The sequence below is a fragment of the Winogradskyella arenosi genome (genome assembly GCF_003337305.1).
GTDB lineage: Bacteria > Bacteroidota > Bacteroidia > Flavobacteriales > Flavobacteriaceae > Winogradskyella > Winogradskyella arenosi.
Genome location: NZ_QPJO01000001.1, coordinates 513,177 through 533,778 on the forward strand (window position 1 = coordinate 513,177; position 20,602 = coordinate 533,778).

Sequence of the window (20,602 nt, forward strand, 5' to 3'; positions counted from 1 at the left end):
TATGAAAAAAAGAATATTTATCGGAAGTTCAAGTGAAGAGTTAGGTACTGCCAAAATTGTTAAATCAATATTGGAACAAGATTTTGATGTTGTTATATGGGATGAATCTATATGGGATAAGTCTATCTTTAAGATTAACAATAATTTTTTATCTGATTTACTTACTGCAACTTTAAAATTTGATTTTGGAATTTTAATAGGAACACCAGATGACAAGTTGGAATATAGAGGAGAAGAAAAGCTTACTGCACGAGATAACGTCTTATTTGAGTTAGGATTGTTTACTGGACGTTTAGGTTTGGAGAAATGTGCTTTTTTGATTGAAGAGTCCGTAAAAGTACCATCCGATTTAGGGGGTATTACTTTGGCTATGTATAATAATAGCACACTTGCTGATAGAATCAATGGAATTAAACAAATGTTTCTCAACGCTAGCAACACAGAACTGAATTTTTTTCCTTCTAACACTTTAGCATATGCTTATTATGAAAACTTTGTAAAGCATGTATGTGAGCATTACGTGAAAAATAATGGTTTTACTTATAAGAATAATAATTATCCAGATTGTAAACTAAGAATAATCATACCATATAAATTACCTAATGATTTAAACTTAGCTTTTAATAAAATCCAAAATGATATTGGTGTAGATAAACTATCATTTAGTGCTTTTGGGAGGCCTCGAAATGTTTATGTTGATGCTAAAGTTGTAGGAGGTAAATTGATTCTTCTAGATTTTCCTACAACCCTTACGGGTATCGATTATGCAATATCAAATCATCTTCCAAAGGATTATAAGCATCAAACAGACGATTACAATTTGATAATAGAACGAGAACTTAATAAATTCATTGATACTTTGAATAAGATTCTAACGAAAAATGATTTTGATGAATTTGTAGAGATTGTAAGATCATAATTTTGACTAGAGTTATTGAAAAAGCGAATTATTTTTTCTACTTATTAGAAATTTTAGTTCGTTTATTTCTTTTTTTAAAATTTCCATATCTCCTTTCGTAGCGGATAAAGTATGAGGAGCAAAAAGTTTTTTGGCTGCATATACTGAGACATCGACAGCAGCAGAACCAATAGCAGAATTAGATATGGAACTACTATTAATTTCTGGTTGGGCAGCTATGACTTCTATTTTATTTTCTAATTCTTTAATAGCGTTTAGTACAAGATTCGAAACATTCTCCCTATTTTTAGTAATAGTAATTTCTTTTTTTTCATAATGTCCAGCAACATACTTATAATTATTTCTCTTGTAGCTAGCTAGAGTTTTACAGCTGTTAGAGCAATAGATGTGATTTTTTCTTCTTGCGTTAAACTCATTTTGACAATAATTGCAGTCTTTTTTCATGGTAAAATTGTTGTTATGGTTAGGTAAAAGGTTAAATAAGATTTAATTTAACGTTTTATCATTTTCTCATACTCTGTCCTGTGAATACTATAATATTACACATTTCGAAGAGTCTATCGTAGTTACGGTGTCCGTATCGCTTACCTAGAGCTTGTAAGGTATCTTCTACGTTATGGTTAGCATTTATGAAATTTGTAGTTAAAAAGGTTTTTTGATTCTTGTCATATCTATCTGAAATAATTTCACCAATAAGATTAATAATTCCATAGTTACTTGCATCTTTTTCTGATCCGATATCATCTATAAAAATTCTTTTTCTGTCTATTTCATTATAGAATAAATCTTTGTCTAATGGTGATGTGCATTTCTCGAATTCACGAACAAGATGCTTAGCACTATAACCTTTAAATCGTAGTGAAGAGAAACGGTGAAAGATATTTTCGAAACACTTTAGGTAAGCCGTTTTACCAATTCCTACACCTCCAATAATGATAAGTCCTTTATTAAAAGTTGGTTCATTTAAATGTTTAATTAAATTTTTTGATTTAAAAAAATCAGAATCCTCCAAGAAGTAATAGAATAAGACCTTTAGGTTTTCTATGGCATCTTCATTTTGGGTAATGACTTTACCGTGAATTTTAAAAAAATCGTTGCAGAAGAGGTTCCATAATTGTTGTTTAGTGATTATGGTTTTGCTTTTTGAGGTATTAGGTTTAGTTTTTTTTGACGTTGGGCTCGAAATAAGACTAAATACCTCTCTGATAGGTTGGGTTTCTCCTATTCTCATAATTTTGTTGGTCTATTAGTTAATAATTCTGATTTTTCGTAACGATATTCATTTTTAGGCCTTTCATTATCCTTCCATTTTTTTAGTCGCATTTCAAATTCAAAGAAACGTTCGGTCTCGAATCGCATTTTTGTCTTTTCTAAATTTAGTTCACTCCAATAATTATAAAAAGAATCTAATATCTTGGAATTAAAATGAGAGTGAGAGTAAACCTGTTCTCTAAATCTCTTTTTTCTTTTTTTTATACTGTTCTTATTATTAGTATTAGTTGTTGTTATTTGATTGGTATACGTTTGTGACTGACTTGCTATTAAGTTGTTATTTGGTGTGTCATTGTGTTTGTCATTGTGTTTGTCAAACGGTGTGTTGATTTCTATTGTTGTTTCAGCAACATATCTATTAAGTTGTAATACAGTTATTTTAGTATAGCTTACTGTAGTTTGAACAGATATATATCCAGTAGATTTTAATTTCCCTAAAGCCGTTCTAACTTTGCTTATTGTTAATCCGGTTTCAATGGCAAGTTTCTCATATGAGGTTATAAACTCTCCTTTTTGTATTAAAATCCCTTGCCAACGTTTTTTACTGTAGTTAACTTTTAGTAAGCAATGTGTAAATACCTTAAACGTATTGATGTCAGTGTACCACTCCCATTCTGTTAGCTCTCTATACAGCATTATAAACCCTTTGTTACCCATCTTAGTTTTGTTTTATGAGTTTAGCGTTTATATCGCTTCTTTTAATATAAATTCGGTTACCAATACGGTGACTAGGTATTATACCTGCTTTACGCCAGTTCCATAAGGTTTGGTTTGAGCATTTTAAAATTTTTAGAGCTTCTTCAATGGTTAGAAGTTCATCCTCTTCAGTGTTAAGAGATTTTAGAAATTTGTCAAAAAACTCCTGTAGTTTATTGTCAACACCATTTAAAATGGTGCTCGTAAGTTCTTCAGGAGTTGTCTGATAGAAATGTAGTCGATTTGATTTCATTTGATATTATTGTTAATTATTTTTGGCAAATCTATCCCTAAACCTCTGCTTTTAAAGTACCTGTGGGTACCGGTACTCAACCCATCATTTTTGAATTTGGTAAGTAAAACCCTTTCTCTTTGAAGTTGTCATTTAATTTATAATACTTTTCTGATTCGATATTTGTATAACGACGTAACGTTTCTATAGATGGTGTTTTATTGGTGAAGTTGAATGAATTTTGAATTTGTTTCGATAATTCAGTATAATTAATTTCCCCATCATTTTTTAAAGGAGCGTCAATGTATTCATTGTTCAATAATTGGCTTATGATGAAGGCTAAATGGGTTGGTTTTCCAGTCCAAGTTAAAACATTTTCATTCTCAGTTTCTTTTGATTTTGTTGTAAAAGTTAGTATTAATTCTAAGCGTTGTTCTAAATCGTTTTGAAGATTATTAAAGCCTGTGAAATGAAGCATTTGACCGTATTCGTATTGTGAATTTTTAATTATACCTTCAGTTTCTATAAAGCCATCTTCTAGAAGAATCTCATTGTAGTAGGTGTTGTTGACGTCTAGAAATGCCTTGGCATTAATAATTATATCTTTAGTTTTAGGTACTATTTTCAGTTCTAAAACAGATAAATTTAGGTCGGCATTTTTACAATTTTCAAAATGGTATTGAAGAAAATCATCTACTTCTAGAATATCGATTTCAAACAAAAGTTCTTTTATAAAATATTTTATATAAAAGTCATTTTCTAATTTGGGTTCGTAATTCTCATAGTTTTTAAGCTGAAATGAGTTACCGTTATAGGTGTTATCTTTTTTTCTTTCATTAAACGGTATCGGGTCTATTGAAAAAGCTTCTTTCTTATACTTTTTTATCATTTATATTAGTTATTTGTTAATTAGTGAAGAAAGCGCTATCAGCAATTTTTACTGCACGCTCTTGAGGTGAAACTTTAATATATTTATAAAACTCTCTTTCGGTGGAGTGACCACTAATAGCCATAATATCAATTACTGGCATTTTTGATAAGTAAGCATTAGTACAAAAAGATCTACGTGCAGTGTGGGTCACAATAAGATCGTGTTTTTTTACTGTATCAGTTATTCGATTCCCGTGAACTATCTTCTTAATGGTTACGGGGGCTTCAATACCTGCTTTTCTTCCAGCTTTCTTAATGTATTTATTAATATCAGGACTATTAAGAGATTTTGGAGGTAAGCTGTTATATCTCTCTTTCATTATTTTTTCTACTCTAGAATGAATTGGAACATACACTCGCTTATTCGTCTTTTGCTGATTGAATTCAAAAACTCGTTTTCCGTTAAATGTTTTGATTTGATCCTTTGATATTCCATTGTAGTCTGAAACTCTTTGGCCAGTATAATATCCAATTAGAAAAATGTCACGAGCTAGTTCCCATTCAGGACAGGCTGATAAGTCTATATGATATAATGCGTCTATTTCTGTTTCTGTTAAGTAGATAGATACAGATTCTTCTGTTAAGACCTTAAACTCTCTGTGTTTATATTTTAAATAGGTGTTGACCCCATCTTCAGTTGCTCTGTTTAATAAGGCTATTATGTTCTTAATGTGTTTACCAATTGTGTTTATTGAATAGTTTTGTGTCTCTAAGTATTGAACAAAAGCATAATAGAACTGTAAATCGATATTGTTAAAGTTAAGATTGTATCCTTGTTCTTTATCAAATTCTCTTAATCGTTTAATTGTTTGTTTATATGCTCGAACAGTAATGGGTTTGAGTTTTATCGATTCTATATTATTAGCTTGATTTTCTTTCCTTTCGATATAATCATCGGCGTAATTAAAGAATGTAAAATCTATTTTCTTTTCTTCTTTTATACCACGAACTATTCTAGTTAAAATACTTTTTAGTACGTCTCTATCTTGTTTCTGAGCTTCATCTAACTTCGTAACCGCATCAATAAATTCACTTGAAAATCTCAACAAATCACTGTTTACTTTTTCTCGATTATTAATTGTTGATACAGCTCTAATACGTTGATTTACCTTATCCCAGTTTTTAGGTTTTACTTTATATCCTGTTGAGAATTTTATACGATTTCTTCTACCAAAGCTATAATCTAAAATTATTGAGGATTCTCCATTTGCTTTAGGGTCTTTAAGACGATATTTTAGAGTTCCTGAAGTTGATTGAATTGCTTTACTCATAAGCTCATTTATATTATAATATTAAAAGGGACAAATAAAGGGACAACATTTGGTTTATATATTGATATATCAAAAGTATTAAATTTATTTTAAATAGCTCTTATTGACTATAAATAAAGGGTTTTTAGTTATATTTATATAAAATCATATAAATAGATATAAACATATAAGTGGTACAAGTGGGACCACTTCCAAAATTATAAACCCTTGTAAGCATTTAATGTTTCAAGGGTTTTGTTTTTTCTAGGCCTTAGCGACGCTTCTTTTTCTAAGGGTATATAAATAAGATCTATATCCGTTCTTTTTTAGGATTCAGCAGCTTTTATGGAGCGCTTCAATCAATTTACTTTTTTCAATGTGAAAGCATCTTCAGCTTCTTTCGTCTATTTGAAGTATTAACCTGTAATCGAAGCAGATGTTATTTTTTAAATGACATAATATCGGGATACTTTCTTGATACTTTAAGACTAGATTGCCCACAAAATATATTAAAATGGTTCAAATTTTAGTTGTTGAAGATGATGTGCATATCGCAGAATTGGTCACTATCAACCTTGAAGACGATCAAACAAGCGTAAAAAGTTGCTATAATGGTAACGAAGGTTTTATAGAAGCCTCTACCCATACGTACGACCTTATTATTTTAGATTTAATGCTTCCCGGTAAAAAAGGCTTAGATATTTGTCGAGAATTAAGAGCTTCAAAAGTTAATACGCCTATACTTATGCTTACGAGTAAAAGCGATGAAATCGATAAGATTTTAGGACTTGAAACCGGAGCAGACGATTATATGACCAAGCCTTTTAGCGTTCGCGAATTGCAAGCGCGTGTCAAAGCCATTATTAGGCGCCAAAGCTTCGGTACTACAAGTACGGCTTCAGAAGAAGACACCGACTTACCGGTATTAACCCGTAAAGATCTTGTGGTTAATCAGGAAATGCGAAAAGTAGAATTACAAGGCAAGCGACTTAATCTTACACCCAAAGAATTTGAACTACTCTGTTTATTAGCCAATAACGTTGGTAAAACCTATAGCCGTGCGCAATTATTACACCGCATCTGGGGCTATGAATTTGAAGGTTACGAACACACCGTAAATTCTCATATTAACCGCTTACGCGCAAAAATAGAACAAGACCCTGGAAACCCTAAATACATACTCACCACTTGGGGCGTGGGCTACCGATTTTCTGAATCCTAAGACCTTATGAAAACAAAAAATACTTTATTCTACAAAATTGCGGGTGTCCTTACCCTCTTATTTGTAGTACTCGCCTTTTTAATTACCAAAACATCTACACAACTTTCGGAAGATTATCACGATGAAATTACCCAAGGCTTAAATAAAAATGTCGCTGGTTTTATTGTTGAAGAAATTCAAGGTCTCTACGATGGGGACTCGGTAGTGGGTTCTAAAATGAGCAGTTTAATGCATCATGTTATGGCCACTAATCCGGCAACGGAAGTCTATTTATTAGACTTAGAAGGGAATATTCTGAAGCATGTTGCCATGAATAAAGAGGTGAAAGCAAAACGCATCGATTTACAACCGATAACCGAATTTATAGCACAAGATGGCGAAGTGTTTATTAAGGGAGATGATCCAAAATTACCGGGAACAAAAAAAATATTTTCAGCAGCACCTTACCTTTATAAAGATAAAAAAGTAGGGTATATCTATACGATTGTTGGTGGTAACGATTACGACTCGCTAATTAAAAAACATGAGGCCAGCTATATTCGTAAACTCAGCATGCGTAATATTTTATATGCACTATTTGCAGCCTTATTGGTGGCATTGCTGTCCATTTATATTATCACAAGAAATTTTAATAAAATTATTGCGGCGTTTACCTCCTTTAAAAATGGGGATCACAACGCTCGCGTTGCAGGAGTACAACATGGCGAAATGGGATTATTGGCCAATACCTATAACGATATGGCCGATACCATACAAAGTAATATTCAAGATTTGCAGAGTGTAGACAACTTACGTAAAGAACTTATTGCAAATATTTCACACGATTTAAGAACACCTATTGCTTCCATTCAAGGTTTTGTGGAAACCATAATGATTAAAGGAGACCGCCTAGAAGAAAAGGAAAAGCAACGTTACATGGAAATTGTGCTTAAAAATTCGGAACGTCTCAAAAAATTGGTTAACGATTTGTTTGAGCTAAGTGTTTTGGAAGCCAACCAAAAAGCGGTGCAGCCGGAAGCCTTACAAATGGCAGAAATTATTCAAGATATTGCCGATAAATACCGCATTATAGCCAAAAATAAAGGGGTAAGCATAAATACAGTGTATTCTAAAGATCTTCCTTTTGTATACGCGGATATCGCTTTAATCGATAGAGCATTACAGAACATCATAGACAATGCCATTAAACATTGTGAGCAGGGTGATGTCGTTACCTTAGAGCTTTATACCGCAAATAATCAGGTGATGGTAAAAGTTTCCGATACCGGAAGCGGTATAGCGTCACAAGAGTTGCCTTATATATTTGAACGTTACCGCAAGGGCAAATTTTATTCCGATGCTACAAAAGGTAGCGGACTAGGGTTGGCCATTGTTAAAAAGATTATGGACCTTCATAATTCCACTATAAAAGTAGACAGCATTCTAAACCAAGGAACCCAGTTTTATTTCAATCTGCCCGTGCTTAAAAGAACGGCTTCGTTATAAATTTTATATAATAATTTACACTATAGTTATGGCGCTGTTATAATTTGGTGATACTCTCGGAAGATATTTGTAGGTATATAATCATTAACATATTTACAAATGAAAAATTTTAAATTTATTACCCTTTTATCCGTTATTACCCTTTTAGCAAGTTGCGATAGTGACGACGACAACACAATAGTTAACCCAAGCGAAACTACCAATTTTACAGTAAGTATTGAAAATATAGGGAGTGCCTATAGTTTTATAGACTCAGGAGTATTTAATACCCCTGTAGGCGATGCAAGTCCTGGGCCAGCAACTCCAGGAAAACGTTACGAATTTACGGTTGATGCCGGTAGAAGTCAAAAATTGTCTTTTGTAACCATGTTAGCGGCAACCAACGATTTATTTTTTGCGCCTGATGGTAACGGCATTGCGTTTTACGATGACAATGGCGATCCTATTTCTGAAGATGTTACCGATCAAGTTTATTTATGGGATGCGGGAACAGAAGTCAACGAAGAACCAGCGGTGGGGCCTAATACGGTAGGCATGCAATCTGGTCCAGATACTGGCGAGGTGGAAAACGGAAACGTATTAAAAATTGCAGACGTTACCAATGGTTTTATGTTTGATTACCCAGCGGTAAACGAAATAATTTCTGTAAGCATCACTCATGAAGATGGCACATTATTTACCGTTTCTATTGAAGATTTAACAACAGCAAGTTTAGAGACGAGCGCAGGTAGTTCTGTTGCACCTTTATCACCTGGCGTTTATGTGATTCATGGTGGTGAAAATCCTTTATTTACAGAAGGTCAAGCAGATTACGGACAAGGAGTTGAAGCGATTGCTGAAGATGGAAATGCAGCTCCTTTAAGCGACTATACAGCTGATAATACGGGAGTGACTTACCCATCATCGCCTGGCATATTTGTAGTTCATGAAGGAAATACGATGCCATTATTCACTTCTGGAGTTACAGATTACGATTTAGGATTAGAACATATTGCTGAAGATGGAAATACGGCTGTTTTAGCGGATAACCTAAGTGCTTTAGAAGGACAAATTTCAGGTGCTGTTTTTAATACTGTAGAGGGAGGTAATGGTCCTGGGCCTTTATTACCAGGAAACACTTACACGTTTAGCTTCACAGCTGAAGCAGGAAATAGCTTATCATTTGCAAGTATGTTAGCGGCTACAAACGATGTGTTGTTCGCCACTCAAGATAAAGGAATTGAATTATTCAGTGCAGACGGAACGCCTTTAAGTGGTGATATTACAAATGAGGTTTACTTATGGGATGCTGGAACAGAGGTTAACGAGCAGCCTGCCATTGGTCCAAATACAGTGACGAATCAATTGGCTGCAGATACGGGAATGGTTGAAACGGAACCAGTTCAATTATTATCTAATGTTAATGATGGCTACGATTATCCAAGTGTAAATACGGTTCTAAAAATTACAATTACCGCAAATTAAGAGTATTAATTATTTTATATAATCCGCGTTTCTCCATTATGTGAAACGCGGATTTTTTTGTGATTTATATTCCTGAATAGTGCGTTTTAAGGGGATTCTATTTCTGAAAGAACTCATTACTAAATCTAGAAGCAGGTGATTATGGTCAACGCCATTATCATCAAAACGCTTTCTGTTGTTACAACTCAAATAAAGTAGGTAAATACATGGCTATTTCTGGAATATAGGTGATAAGCAGTAATACCATAACCATAATTAATAAAAATGGGAGTAGCGGTTTTATGACTTTTGAAACCGAAATCTTCGCCACACCACTACCTACAAAAAGGATGGTCCCTACAGGTGGCGTACATAAGCCAATACATAGGTTAAGCACTAAAACAATTCCAAAATGTACAGGATCCATACCTAAAGCCACCACAACCGGTAAAAAAATAGGGGTAAAGATGAGCACAGCTGGCGTCATATCCATAAAGGTTCCAATAATCAATAACACAAGATTGATGACTAAAAAGATGACAATTTTATTGCTGAATTGCTCCAGTAAAAATCCACTAATCAATTCCGGAATGCCTTCAAAGGAAAATAACCAAGACATTGCCATTGAAGTGCAAATTAAAAACATAATCACAGCAGTCGTTTTTGCACTTGTCAATAGTATAGCAGGAAAGTTTTTGACTTTCACATCACCATAAATTAAGGCTAAAACTCCGGCATATAAAACGGCTATTGCGGAAGCTTCGGTTGCCGTGAAGATTCCAGAAACAATACCACCTACAACGATGACTAATAATAAGAGGCTAAAAAATGCTTTTCTGAAATAAGTCCAGATTAAGGACAAGGGCGCGCGTTGTCCTTTAGCAAATTTTCGTGTTATGGCCACAAAAGCAATGTAGGCCATTATAGCAACACCTAGTAAAATACCTGGTAAATATCCGGCTATAAATAAGGCCGCAACAGAGGCTGTACCTCCACTTGCTAAAGCGTAAACGATTAAGATGTTACTTGGTGGAATTAATAAGCCTGTTGTAGAAGACGTGATATTTACCGAGGCGCTAAATGCTCTCGGGTAACCTTCCTTTTCCATGGGGTCTGTCATAATACTTCCAATGGCTGAGGTTGCTGCAATTGCTGAGCCCGAAACCGCACCAAATAGCATTGATGATAAGACGTTTACATAAGCCAAACCTCCGGGTAGACTTGCGACTAATGATTTGGCGAAATTAATAAGCCGATTGGCTATTCCGCCTTGTTTCATAATTTCTCCGGCAAGTACAAAAAACGGAATGGCTAAGAGGGCAAAACTATCAATTCCCGTGGTCATACGTTGGGCTATGGTTGTAAGGCCTGGCATTTTATCAATGTTAAGTAATAAACTTAAGGTTGTAGAAATACCAATACTATAAGCCACAGGAACTTTAAGCATTAATAGAATAAAAAAGCTCGAAAATAAAACGAGGATGCTAATAACTTCTATACTCATCATTATTCGGTTATAATGTTCGTGCGAATTTTTGCAAAATGATAAACTGAAAAACACATCATTAGCAGTCCGCTAAGCGGTAAAATGGCATAAATGTAGCCTAAAGGAATGCGTAAAGTTCCCGATAATTGTTCTAAATGAAGTGTGGTGTAAACCAAATTAATACCACCAATCACCATGATGCAAAGCGCGAATAGAAACACACAGAGTTCAATAAAAATAAGGGCTTTCTTTTGCGATTTAACGCCCATTTTCTGGTAGAGAAAATCCATAGATAAGTGTTCTCGTTTCGCACTGAGGTAAGCGGCACCTAAAATGGATAACCATATTAATGAAAAGCGTGCTAATTCTTCTGTAAATGTAAATGAGGTATTAAGAATGTAACGTGAAAACACCTGTAGTAACACATCGACCACTAATAAGCCAAAAATAGAAATTAATACCATTTCTATGATATTGCATACCTTAAGGAAAATAATATCTGCAGTTTTCATACCTATTACTTTTTAATGCTGTTAATGAGACTTTGCATTTCAGGATGCGCTTTCTGAAATTGCTCTAAAACAGATTTTGAACGCTCCTGAAATAAAGACTTTTCAGGAGTAATAACTTCTACGCCAGCGGCCTTTGCTATGGCCATAGATTCTTCAACTGAGGCATTCCAAAACTTTTTCTGGGCTTGTGCCGAACTATCAGCGGCCGCTTGAATCCATTGTTTTTCTTCATCCGATAAGGTGTTCCAAAATTTTGTTCCTATTAATAAGACATCCGGAATAGAGGAATGCTGGTCTATCGTATAATAGTTACTTACTTCGTAATGGTTAGAAGACACAAACGAAGGTGAGTTGTTTTCTGCACCATCAACCACGCCTTGTTGCATAGCCGTATACAATTCCCCAAAAGCCAAAGGTGTGGCAGAGCCGCCCATACTATTAATCATATTAATGGCCATTTGATTATTCATCACGCGTATTTTCAAGCCTTTTAAGTCTTCAGGTGTTCTAATGGCTTTTTTTGAAGTGTAAAAATTTCGACTTCCAGCATCATAATAACACAAACCTCGTAACCAAAACTGACTTCCTTTTTCTAAGATAGATTTTCCGACGTCGCCTTCTAAAATATCAAACTGATGTTGTTTGTTTTCAAATAAATACGGAATTCCAAAAACATGATATTCAGGAACAAAATTAGATAAGGTGGCCGCACTCACTTTGGTAATGGCCACACTGCCTATTTGCAATAATTCTAAAACTTCGCGTTCTGAACCGAGTTGACCATCAGGAAAAATTTTAACGTCTAACTTTCCACCGGACTTTAAACGTAAGGCCTTCTGAAATTCTAAAATTCCCTTATGCACTGAATGCGTTTGTGGCATATTATGTGCTAAATAGAGCGTTTTAGTGGTCTGATCTTCTTTACAACTCTGCAGAAAAATAATCAGGATTAAAATATGAAATAGACGGTTTTTCATGATGTTAGTGTTCAAAATTGAAATAGCGAACCGCGTTGTTATAGCAAATATCTTGAACCATTTTGCCGAGGAATTCAATATCATTGGGAACTAAGCCTTCTTTAACATCTTCTGCAATTAAATTACATAGAATACGTCTAAAATATTCGTGTCTTGGGAAGGATAAAAAACTACGGCTATCCGTTAGCATCCCTACAAACCGACTCAATAAGCCCATATTAGATAAGGTATTGAGCTGTTTTTCCATGCCATCTTTCTGGTCTAAAAACCACCATCCTGATCCCCATTGCATTTTTCCAGGAATTCCAGCTTCACTATAATTTCCCATCATGGTGGCAAAGACTTCGTTTTGAGAAGGGTTGAGGTTATAAGTTATGGTTTTAGATAGTGCATTTTCAGCATCTAATTGGTTAAACAGTTTAGACATGGCCTTCGCCTGACTAAAATCGCCTATAGAATCCACACCAGCATCCAAACCTATTTGGTCTAATAATCGGCTGTTATTGTTTCGTAAGGCTCCCAAATGAAATTGTTGTACCCAACCTTTGGCGTGATACATTTTACACAATTGAAACAAGAGGTAAGAGGCAAACACACGGGCGTCTTCTTTTGAAATTTCAGCTTGAGATAGACGTTTTTGAAAGATTGTATCGGCTTTCTTTTCTGTAAAGTCGAAGGCATAAATTTGCTCTAAACCATAATCTGAAAGTCGACAGCCTAAGGCATCAAAAAAGTCTACTCTATTTTGAATGGCCTGAAGTAATTCTGATAAATTTGAAATGGTAAACCCTACGCGAGCGCTTAATTTTTCAATATAAGAGACAAAACCTTCAGCTTCAATTAAGATTAAATTATCGGGTCTAAAGGTTGGTAAAACCTTAGTAAAGAACCCTTTTTTAGCAATAGTTTTATGGTGCTCTAAAGTATCTGTTGGGTCATCTGTGGTACAAATAACTTCAACCTTCATCTGTTCTAAGAGTTGTGCAGGCGTTTTGGTTTCTAGCACAGCGTTGGCCTTATCATAAATGCGTTCTGCAGATGAAGGTGTTAAAATCTCATCGACATTAAAATAGCGTTGCAGTTCTAAATGCGTCCAGTGAAATAAAGGATTTCGAAGCGTATAAGGCACGGTTTCTGCCCATTTCATAAATTTCTCTTTTTCAGTGGTTTCACTCCCTGTGATATAGGTTTCTTCAATGCCATTGGCACGCATAGCCCGCCATTTATAATGGTCGCCATTAAGCCAAGCTTCGGTGATATTGTTTATCGGTTGGTCTTCTGCAATACGCTGTGGTGACAAATGATTATGGTAATCTATAATCGGTAAATCCTTGGCATATTGATGGTACAGCGTTTCAGCAACGTCTGATTGCAATAAGAAATTAGACGTCATAAAAGTTGAGTTGGAAGTCATTTTAATGTGTTTTCTGAATTATAATGAGCGTCTGATCCCCAATTCTAAACCACGTAATTCTGCCAAACCACGTAAGCGTCCAATACCAGAATACCCAGGATTGGTTTTCTTCTTTAAATCGTCTAACATTTTATGACCATGATCGGGTCTAAAAGGCATTCTAGTGTCCTTACGGCCAGCTTCAATACGCTTTTGTTGTTCTTTAATTAAGGCTTTCATCACGGCATACATATCGACGTCACCATCCAAGTGATCGGCTTCGTGAAAATTTCCTTCCGCATCACGCGTCGTGGCACGTAGATGAATAAAGTGAATCCGTTCGCCAAGGCGTTCTACCATTCCGGCTAAATCATTATCCGCTCTAACACCAAATGAACCCGTACAGAACGTTAATCCGTTGTTGTGTGACGGCACTGCTTCATAGATATCTATAATATCTTGTTCTGTTGAAACCACTCTTGGTAAACCTAAAATTGGAAAAGGTGGGTCATCAGGATGAATACACATTAAAATACCGGCTTGTTCTGCGGCAGGTATAATTGCTGATAAAAATGAAAATAGATTCGCTTTTAATTCCTTTGGACCAATAGTATTATAGGTTGCTAAGATGGCATTAAATTCTTCTAAAGTATAGCCTTCCTCAGCACCTGGTAAACCTGCAATAATATTTCGGATTAAGGTTTTTTGAGCGTCTTCAGAGCTGTTTTTTAGAAATGCTGCAGCTTGTACTTTTTGTGCTTCGGTATAGTCTTCTTCAGCACCAGGTCTTTTTAATAAATACAATTCAAAAGCAGCAAAAGCAGTGGCTTCAAATCGTAAGGCGGTCGATCCATCTGAAACTTCGTAATCGAGATTGGTACGGGTCCAATCTAAAACGGGCATAAAATTGTAGCAAACGGTATCGATACCACAAGTCCCTAAATTTAATAAGGTTTGTTTGTAATTATCGATGTATAACTGGTAATCACCAGATTTTGTTTTTATGTTTTCATGAATAGGCACCGACTCTACAACAGACCAAGTTAGGCCATGGTTTTCTATGGTTTCTTTTCTCTTGTTGATTTCTTCAATGGTCCAAACCTCTCCATTTGGGATATGGTGTAAAGCAGAAACAATTCCTGTAGCTCCTGCTTGTTTTATATCTGATAAAGAAACAGGGTCATTTGGGCCGTACCAACGCCATGTTTGTTCTAAATTTTGTCTCATAATTTTATTTTTTTAAACGCCACTATAGGCTGAAAATCCGCCATCAATAGGTACCACAACACCTGTTACAAATTTAGCACCTTCGCCACATAACCATAGCGTTGGGCCTATTAAATCTTCAGGATTACCGTAACGTTGCATCGGGGTTTGGTCAATAATTTGTTGGCCTCTTTGGGTTAAACTTCCATCAGCGTGGGTTAGTAAAGTTCTGTTTTGGTCGGTTAAGAAAAACCCAGGCGCTAAGGAATTCACACGGATGCCGACTTTAGAAAAGTGAACCGCTAGCCATTGGGTAAAGTTAGATACCGCAGCTTTGGCGCCACTATAAGCTGGTATTTTTGTTAAAGGGGTAAAGGCATTCATAGATGAAATATTTAGCACCGAACAGTCGTCTCTACCAACCATATCTGTAGCAAAAACTTGTGTAGGAATTAAAGTGCCTAAAAAGTTAAGGTTAAAGGTAAATTCTATTCCTTTAGGGTCTAAATCGAAAAAGGTTTTAAAACCTTCTGTTTTATTGAGTAAATCTTCCGTTTCTAAAAAGGGATTTGAGGTGGTTCCTAAGGGATGATTGCCACCTGCACCATTTACCAAAATATCTATTTTACCATAAGTATCATTTATAATTTTTTTTGCCGCTTCTAAAGAATCTTTCTCTAAAACGTTGGCCATAATACCTAAAGCGGTTCCGCCATAAGCCTTAATTTCATTGGCAACGTTGTCTGCTGCTGCTTTTCTTAAATCTAATACGGCAATTTTATGACCTTGCTCAGCAAGTGCAATAGCTAAAGTGCTGCATAAAACGCCTCCAGCTCCTGTTAATACGATGACTTTATTCATTATTTTGATTTAATATATTTAACTAAATAATAGTTTCGTGTGCGCACACACAAATATAACGATAGTATTTTGTGTGCGCACACAAAATTGTGTTTTTTTGACTACATTGCTTAAAATTACATACCATATGTTTTATGTTTGTGGGATGTTTACGTTTGTATTAATAAATCCATTCAATTGATAAGATGATTACCATTAAGGACATCGCAAAGGAGGCTCATGTTTCCGAAGGTACCGTGGATCGCGTGATTCATAATAGAGGGGGCGTTTCTAAAAAGACCGCAGCCAAGGTTAGAGAAATTCTTGAGCGCCATAACTTTACTGTGAATCCGGTGGCCAGTGCGCTAGCCATGAAAAAGAAACATCAAATTTCGGTATTGATTCCTGAGTATACGGAGGCCGATTTGTTTTGGAAATCGCCATATCTTGGGGTTTTAAAGGCTGCAACGGATGTTAAGAGTTTTGGTGTTCAGGTTCATAGTTTTACTTTTAATCAATCGGATTCAGATTCTTATGTTAAGGCTTTTGAAGATGTTTTAAAAACAGAACCTTCAGCTGTGATTATGGTGCCTAATTTTTCTGAGGAAACCACACAAATCATCAACCAATTAGAAAGTCTTAAGATTCCGTATTTATTTTTAAATATTGATATTAATGGTTATAATAACATGAGTTATGTAGGTCAAGACTCTTATACTGCAGGTTATATTGCTGCTAAGTTACTACATCGTCAAGCCCAAGAAACTTCAGAATTTTTAATTATTCAATCGCGCCATAATAGCATCAAAAACAATGCGATATCCGATAGAGTTGAAGGGTTTAATAATTATTTCATTGAAAATAAAATCAAGGTTCAACCTCAAATTTTGAAAATTGATGATATTGCTAATACTGAAGACTCCCGAGAAATTATAAAAGCTTATTTAGACAACCATTTACAGATTAAAGTTGTTTTTGTCCCTTCGAGTAGGATTTATAGGGTGGTGAATTGTATAGATAAAAAACGACTGAAGCAGTTAGAGCTTGTTGGCTTTGATAATACACCTCAAAACACTGCCTGTTTGCTTAATGATTCGGTGTCATTTTTAATTTCTCAAAAACCTTTTGATCAAGGTTATACGGCGGTACGGCTCTTAACCGATTATCTCATTGAAAAGAAGCAACCCGCAGAGAAAATATACCTTCCTATAGATATTCTCATTAAAGAAAACGTGCAGTACAATGGCCGTGATGAATACATTTCAGAATCCGAACCTTCTGCCCAGTACGTTAAAGAGTAACTACAAAAAAAAAAGAGGACTTAAGCCATGTCTTTTACAATCGATTTAAAATTGTAAAGGGAGCATGTGTTTAAGTCCTCTTTTGAAGTATATCAGAATTTAATCAAGATAAGTTGATGCTAATCGCTTCCTCTGTAACAAAAAAGAAGTTTTATAGACCTATCTTGTATAAATCTTAGCTTTTGAAAATTACAGTAAATCATTTGTCGCCTGAAGATAGCGCCCTCCTTAAGCAAGCCAAAATGAGTATGGAAAATTTAGGCTGGGGCATACGAAGTGTCAATAAAATAGGAACGACCGTAGAAACGGGCATCAACTATGTTCCCGAAAAAGTATTGGTAAAAGTTCAGAAAATTACTGAAACTGTTTTGCTTAAAATTATTAAAGCGAATTTGTTAACCATTCAAAAAAATCAAACCTTTAAAAAACCTTCGAAAAGTACTTATAAAAGTATTGTGACAAGTACAGGGGCTTTAAGTGGTTTCTTTGGGGCGTCTACAGGATTTGGAACCGCGATTTTTGCGTCAGAAGTTACCTTAACCACAAAGTTTTTAATGCGTACCATAATGGATATTGCTAGAAGTGAAGGCGAAGACATTTACACCTTAGAAGGGCAAATGGAGTGCCTAAGGGTATTTGCTTTAGGCGGACAAGCCTCAGGGGATGACGATATGGAAATGAGTTATTACACAACCAGAATTGCGCTTAATTCTACAATTAATAATATCTCTTCAGCAGGATTAAAAATGACTTTAGAAGGTCTAATTAAAAGTAGCTCTATTATGGGGTCTAATGCAATTGGTAATTTACTATCTAAGATTGCCACCCGATTAAGTTTATTGATTAGTGAAAAGTTTTTAGCACAAGCCCTACCTATTATAGGCGCTGTTGGAGGCGGAGGACTCAATTATATTTTTATTGATCATTTTCAGAATATGGCCAGCGCACATTTTACAATAAGACGCTTAGAACGAAAATATGGTGAAGCCACAGTGAAATTGGCTTACAAAGAAATGGACACTAGATAAACTAAAACGAGGCTTATACTATGTTTATTAGAGGTTGGTACAATAGTTTTTTTTATGATTTCGGACTTAAGACCTAATTTTCAGAATTAAATGGATTGAAGGCTACTCGTTAAGATGAAAATGGGCTTTCCGGTTGTTTAATTTTTTAGTATCAAGATGAAGATAGAAACAGAGCCTATTATTTATAAAATTTTAGCTATGAATGTCTTAAACTCGAGTTTTTAGAAATTTTATGAGCTTATAAGTTTGATGAAAGACTTGTTTTGGTAGACGAACTGTACTTTGTTTGTTTATAATCCGAATAATAATATTACGATTTTGTTAAATAGCACTACAAAAAGAGCGTTTTTCTCTAATATAACTGACTTTTTAACGTTTTATCGATGAAATCTGCTTTTTAAGGATGTTTTAGTCTTGCTTTAATTTTGTCAGTTCATTTTTTTTTATACTTTTACAGCATATAAATTAAGCATGCAGAAGAAAAATGTTTTTGCCTCAATTTTAGTTTTTTTTGTAGGTTTTATGGCGTTGGCTCAAGAAGATTTACCGCCACCAGAAGCTATGAATACACCACCACCACCTGGTCAATTACCAATAGATAGCAATATTGTTATACTTTTGGTAGTAGCCCTAGGGTTTGGTATCTATAAGTCATATCAATATTCGAGACGAAACGCTTAATTTCGTAAATCGTTAAGGCGTTTAACGTATTTTCCTATTACATCAAATTCTAAGTTTACAGCATCACCTTCTTTTAAATATTGAAAAGTGGTATGCTTATAAGTATAAGGAATTATAGCCACTGAAAAACGATTCAATTCAGAATTAACAACCGTTAAACTAACTCCATTAACAGTAATCGAGCCCTTTTCTATAGTAACATTATTAAGATTTTTATCGTACTCAAAAGTATAAACCCAACTGCCATCTTGTTCTAAAACAGCTATGCAAGTTGCTGTTTGATCGACATGACCTTGTACGATATGGCCATCTAAGCGGTCTCCAAGTTTCATAGCACGTTCTATATTCACAGCTTCGTGTTCGTTTAAAAGCCCTAAATTCGTTTTAGCAATAGTTTCTTGTATCGCTGTAACCGTATAGGTGTTACCATCTATGGCGACAACCGTTAAGCAGACCCCATTATGAGCAACACTCTGGTCTATTTTCAGTTCATTAGTAATAGAAGTCCTTACCGTGATATGAAGATTTTCACGCTCTTTTTCTATTTTCTCAATGCGGCCTAAATCTTCTATAATTCCTGTGAACATAATTTGTACTTTATTTAGTTAAATTTGCAATGACAAAGTTAAAGACAAAAAATGAAAAAAGACGAAAAGATAATTGTAGGGATTTCAATTGGTGATCTTAATGGTATTGGAGCGGAAATAGTCATAAAAACATATGAAGATCCGCGGTCTCTAGAATTAAACACACCTGTGATCTTTGCTTCAGCGAAGACCATGCAGTTTTTTAAGAATCATTTTAATAGTAAAATTAATTTTTTTAGCATTGACAGTCCAGATAAAGTGGTTCATGGTAAAGTGAATGTCGTCAATGTTTGGAAAGAACCTGTTAAAATTAAGTTTGGTACGGAAGATCAGAAGATTGGAGAATATGCCATAAAATCTCTGGAAGCGGCAACATCGGCTTTAAAAGAAGGCACTATTGATGTATTGGTAACGGCTCCTATTAATAAACATAACATTCAGTCAGAAAAATTTAATTTTCCCGGACATACCGATTATTTAGCACAGGCCTTAAATGGTAAAAGCTTAATGTTTATGGTTTCAGATAATTTACGTGTGGGCTTACTTACCGATCATGTCCCTTTAAAAGAAGCTAGTGAAACTATAACTGGGGCCTTAGTAAAAGAAAAAATAGCGACGGTTACTAAATCTTTAAAGCAAGATTTTGGTATACGTAAACCAAAAATCGCCGTATTAGCCATTAATCCACATGCCGGAGATCATGGTGTTATTGGGGATGAAGATGACGTTGTCTTAAAACCAACATTAGAAAAAATTAAATCTGAAGGGCATTTGGTCTATGGACCATACGCCGCAGATAGTTTTTTTGGCTCTAATACCTATAGAAATTTTGATGCTATTATTGCTTCTTATCACGATCAAGGCTTAATTCCGTTTAAAACAATCGCCTTTGGTAAAGGGGTTAATTATACGGCCGGACTCTCTAAAGTAAGGACCTCTCCAGACCATGGAACGGCTTATGAAATTGCCGGTAAAGGCACAGCAGATGAAAGTTCTTTTAAACAAGCTATTGTCACTGCTATTGAAATATTTAGACAGCGAGAAGAGTACAATATCTATGCAAAAAACCCGTTAAAAAGGCAGACCCGATAGTTATAAACAAAATTTGTTGATATCTAGGCTTGAAGTAAATAAAAATTTAT

General features: G+C 34.9%; 21 protein-coding genes. 8 read left to right on the forward strand and 13 right to left on the reverse strand.

Translation table 11 applies throughout. The features are described 5' to 3' along the window. Position 1 precedes the first annotated feature (1 nt). Entirely contained in the window at positions 2-919 is a 918-nt protein-coding gene (gene cap12, locus DFQ08_RS02125) for a CBASS system CD-NTase-associated NAD(+) hydrolase Cap12 (protein ID WP_114308143.1), read from the forward strand. Between the two features lie 12 nt (positions 920-931). Here cap12 and DFQ08_RS02130 read toward each other — a convergent pair whose 3' ends face one another. The 6 genes from DFQ08_RS02130 to DFQ08_RS02155 all read right to left on the reverse strand — a co-directional run bounded on the left by DFQ08_RS02130 (position 932) and on the right by DFQ08_RS02155 (position 5,320). Then, entirely contained in the window at positions 932-1,363 is a 432-nt protein-coding gene (locus DFQ08_RS02130) for a hypothetical protein (RefSeq protein ID WP_114308144.1), read from the reverse strand. 58 nt (positions 1,364-1,421) lie between these two features. Beyond that, complete coding sequence (locus tag DFQ08_RS02135) at positions 1,422-2,150, reverse strand: P-loop NTPase family protein (RefSeq protein WP_114308145.1); 729 nt, start codon at positions 2,148-2,150, stop codon at positions 1,422-1,424. Beyond that, entirely contained in the window at positions 2,147-2,848 is a 702-nt protein-coding gene (locus DFQ08_RS02140; protein WP_114308146.1) for a hypothetical protein, read from the reverse strand. Before DFQ08_RS02140 ends, DFQ08_RS02135 begins: the two co-directional genes overlap by 4 nt. A 1-nt stretch (position 2,849) precedes the next feature. Next, positions 2,850-3,140 carry a helix-turn-helix domain-containing protein gene (locus tag DFQ08_RS02145; RefSeq protein WP_114308147.1) on the reverse strand — a complete coding sequence of 97 codons (291 nt, stop codon included), beginning with the start codon at positions 3,138-3,140 and terminating at the stop codon, positions 2,850-2,852. A gap of 76 nt (positions 3,141-3,216) precedes the next feature. Next, positions 3,217-4,008 (reverse strand): hypothetical protein, encoded by a 792-nt coding sequence (locus DFQ08_RS02150; protein WP_114308148.1) that lies wholly within the window; start codon positions 4,006-4,008, stop codon positions 3,217-3,219. A gap of 16 nt (positions 4,009-4,024) precedes the next feature. Beyond that, positions 4,025-5,320, reverse strand: coding sequence for a site-specific integrase (locus DFQ08_RS02155; protein ID WP_114308149.1), 1,296 nt, complete (start codon positions 5,318-5,320; stop codon positions 4,025-4,027). A gap of 493 nt (positions 5,321-5,813) precedes the next feature. Here DFQ08_RS02155 and DFQ08_RS02160 point away from each other — a divergent pair, with 493 nt between their 5' ends. The 3 genes from DFQ08_RS02160 (at position 5,814) to DFQ08_RS02170 (ending at position 9,470) form a co-directional block, all read left to right on the forward strand. Then, the gene (locus DFQ08_RS02160; RefSeq protein WP_114308150.1) at positions 5,814-6,521 is read left to right on the forward strand and encodes a response regulator transcription factor; all 708 of its coding nucleotides are present in this window, start codon (positions 5,814-5,816) and stop codon (positions 6,519-6,521) included. Between the two features lie 6 nt (positions 6,522-6,527). Further along, a complete protein-coding gene (locus DFQ08_RS02165) occupies positions 6,528-8,006 on the forward strand; it encodes a sensor histidine kinase (protein ID WP_114308151.1) in 1,479 nt (492 codons plus the stop codon). A 99-nt stretch (positions 8,007-8,105) separates the two neighbouring features. Next, entirely contained in the window at positions 8,106-9,470 is a 1,365-nt protein-coding gene (locus tag DFQ08_RS02170; RefSeq protein WP_114308152.1) for a spondin domain-containing protein, read from the forward strand. Positions 9,471-9,648: 178 nt separating this feature from the next. On the opposite strand, the gene DFQ08_RS02175 is transcribed toward DFQ08_RS02170, so the two are convergent. From DFQ08_RS02175 to DFQ08_RS02200, 6 genes are read right to left on the reverse strand one after another with little or no spacing between them, the layout of a single operon-like run. Then, entirely contained in the window at positions 9,649-10,953 is a 1,305-nt protein-coding gene (locus tag DFQ08_RS02175) for a TRAP transporter large permease (protein WP_181858357.1), read from the reverse strand. A 2-nt stretch (positions 10,954-10,955) separates the two neighbouring features. Then, positions 10,956-11,447: a TRAP transporter small permease gene (locus DFQ08_RS02180; RefSeq protein ID WP_114308153.1), complete on the reverse strand. Its 492-nt coding sequence runs from the start codon at positions 11,445-11,447 to the stop codon at positions 10,956-10,958. 5 nt (positions 11,448-11,452) lie between these two features. Next, complete coding sequence (locus tag DFQ08_RS02185; protein WP_114308154.1) at positions 11,453-12,424, reverse strand: TRAP transporter substrate-binding protein; 972 nt, start codon at positions 12,422-12,424, stop codon at positions 11,453-11,455. A gap of 4 nt (positions 12,425-12,428) precedes the next feature. Beyond that, positions 12,429-13,838, reverse strand: coding sequence for a glucuronate isomerase (gene uxaC, locus DFQ08_RS02190; protein WP_114308155.1), 1,410 nt, complete (start codon positions 13,836-13,838; stop codon positions 12,429-12,431). 18 nt (positions 13,839-13,856) lie between these two features. Further along, entirely contained in the window at positions 13,857-15,044 is a 1,188-nt protein-coding gene (uxuA, locus tag DFQ08_RS02195) for a mannonate dehydratase (protein ID WP_114308156.1), read from the reverse strand. Between the two features lie 12 nt (positions 15,045-15,056). Further along, the gene (locus DFQ08_RS02200) at positions 15,057-15,884 is read right to left on the reverse strand and encodes an SDR family oxidoreductase (protein ID WP_114308157.1); all 828 of its coding nucleotides are present in this window, start codon (positions 15,882-15,884) and stop codon (positions 15,057-15,059) included. Between the two features lie 185 nt (positions 15,885-16,069). Between DFQ08_RS02200 and DFQ08_RS02205 the strand changes: the two genes are divergently transcribed. From DFQ08_RS02205 to DFQ08_RS02215, 3 genes are all read left to right on the forward strand, one after another. Beyond that, on the forward strand, positions 16,070-17,164 hold the full coding sequence (locus DFQ08_RS02205) for a LacI family DNA-binding transcriptional regulator (protein WP_114308158.1): 1,095 nt from the start codon (positions 16,070-16,072) through the stop codon (positions 17,162-17,164). A 182-nt stretch (positions 17,165-17,346) separates the two neighbouring features. Next, positions 17,347-18,192, forward strand: a complete 846-nt coding sequence (locus DFQ08_RS02210) for an EcsC family protein (protein ID WP_147269430.1) — start codon at positions 17,347-17,349, stop codon at positions 18,190-18,192. 471 nt (positions 18,193-18,663) lie between these two features. Then, positions 18,664-18,873: a hypothetical protein gene (locus DFQ08_RS02215; protein WP_114308160.1), complete on the forward strand. Its 210-nt coding sequence runs from the start codon at positions 18,664-18,666 to the stop codon at positions 18,871-18,873. Here DFQ08_RS02215 and DFQ08_RS02220 read toward each other — a convergent pair. Then, positions 18,870-19,460 (reverse strand): riboflavin synthase, encoded by a 591-nt coding sequence (locus DFQ08_RS02220; protein ID WP_114308161.1) that lies wholly within the window; start codon positions 19,458-19,460, stop codon positions 18,870-18,872. The two genes, DFQ08_RS02215 and DFQ08_RS02220, sit on opposite strands and share 4 nt — an antisense overlap. A 51-nt stretch (positions 19,461-19,511) precedes the next feature. Here DFQ08_RS02220 and pdxA point away from each other — a divergent pair, with 51 nt between their 5' ends. Further along, entirely contained in the window at positions 19,512-20,552 is a 1,041-nt protein-coding gene (gene pdxA / locus DFQ08_RS02225; RefSeq protein WP_114308162.1) for a 4-hydroxythreonine-4-phosphate dehydrogenase PdxA, read from the forward strand. Positions 20,553-20,602 lie beyond the last annotated feature (50 nt).

Bases quoted from the DNA above. Each gene is read 5' to 3' on its own strand.
- DFQ08_RS02175 (WP_181858357.1), bottom strand. From the start codon at position 10,953: ATGAGTATAGAAGTTATTAGCATCCTCGTTTTATTTTCGAGCTTTTTT.
- DFQ08_RS02145 (WP_114308147.1), bottom strand. From the start codon at position 3,140: ATGAAATCAAATCGACTACATTTCTATCAGACAACTCCTGAAGAACTT.
- DFQ08_RS02150 (WP_114308148.1), bottom strand. From the start codon at position 4,008: ATGATAAAAAAGTATAAGAAAGAAGCTTTTTCAATAGACCCGATACCG.
- DFQ08_RS02155 (WP_114308149.1), bottom strand. From the start codon at position 5,320: ATGAGTAAAGCAATTCAATCAACTTCAGGAACTCTAAAATATCGTCTT.
- uxuA (WP_114308156.1), bottom strand. From the start codon at position 15,044: ATGAGACAAAATTTAGAACAAACATGGCGTTGGTACGGCCCAAATGAC.
- DFQ08_RS02180 (WP_114308153.1), bottom strand. From the start codon at position 11,447: ATGAAAACTGCAGATATTATTTTCCTTAAGGTATGCAATATCATAGAA.
- DFQ08_RS02205 (WP_114308158.1), top strand. From the start codon at position 16,070: ATGATTACCATTAAGGACATCGCAAAGGAGGCTCATGTTTCCGAAGGT.
- uxaC (WP_114308155.1), bottom strand. From the start codon at position 13,838: ATGACTTCCAACTCAACTTTTATGACGTCTAATTTCTTATTGCAATCA.
- cap12 (WP_114308143.1), top strand. From the start codon at position 2: ATGAAAAAAAGAATATTTATCGGAAGTTCAAGTGAAGAGTTAGGTACT.
- DFQ08_RS02135 (WP_114308145.1), bottom strand. From the start codon at position 2,150: ATGAGAATAGGAGAAACCCAACCTATCAGAGAGGTATTTAGTCTTATT.
- DFQ08_RS02185 (WP_114308154.1), bottom strand. From the start codon at position 12,424: ATGAAAAACCGTCTATTTCATATTTTAATCCTGATTATTTTTCTGCAG.
- DFQ08_RS02170 (WP_114308152.1), top strand. From the start codon at position 8,106: ATGAAAAATTTTAAATTTATTACCCTTTTATCCGTTATTACCCTTTTA.
- pdxA (WP_114308162.1), top strand. From the start codon at position 19,512: ATGAAAAAAGACGAAAAGATAATTGTAGGGATTTCAATTGGTGATCTT.
- DFQ08_RS02215 (WP_114308160.1), top strand. From the start codon at position 18,664: ATGCAGAAGAAAAATGTTTTTGCCTCAATTTTAGTTTTTTTTGTAGGT.
- DFQ08_RS02160 (WP_114308150.1), top strand. From the start codon at position 5,814: ATGGTTCAAATTTTAGTTGTTGAAGATGATGTGCATATCGCAGAATTG.
- DFQ08_RS02200 (WP_114308157.1), bottom strand. From the start codon at position 15,884: ATGAATAAAGTCATCGTATTAACAGGAGCTGGAGGCGTTTTATGCAGC.
- DFQ08_RS02130 (WP_114308144.1), bottom strand. From the start codon at position 1,363: ATGAAAAAAGACTGCAATTATTGTCAAAATGAGTTTAACGCAAGAAGA.
- DFQ08_RS02165 (WP_114308151.1), top strand. From the start codon at position 6,528: ATGAAAACAAAAAATACTTTATTCTACAAAATTGCGGGTGTCCTTACC.
- DFQ08_RS02220 (WP_114308161.1), bottom strand. From the start codon at position 19,460: ATGTTCACAGGAATTATAGAAGATTTAGGCCGCATTGAGAAAATAGAA.
- DFQ08_RS02140 (WP_114308146.1), bottom strand. From the start codon at position 2,848: ATGGGTAACAAAGGGTTTATAATGCTGTATAGAGAGCTAACAGAATGG.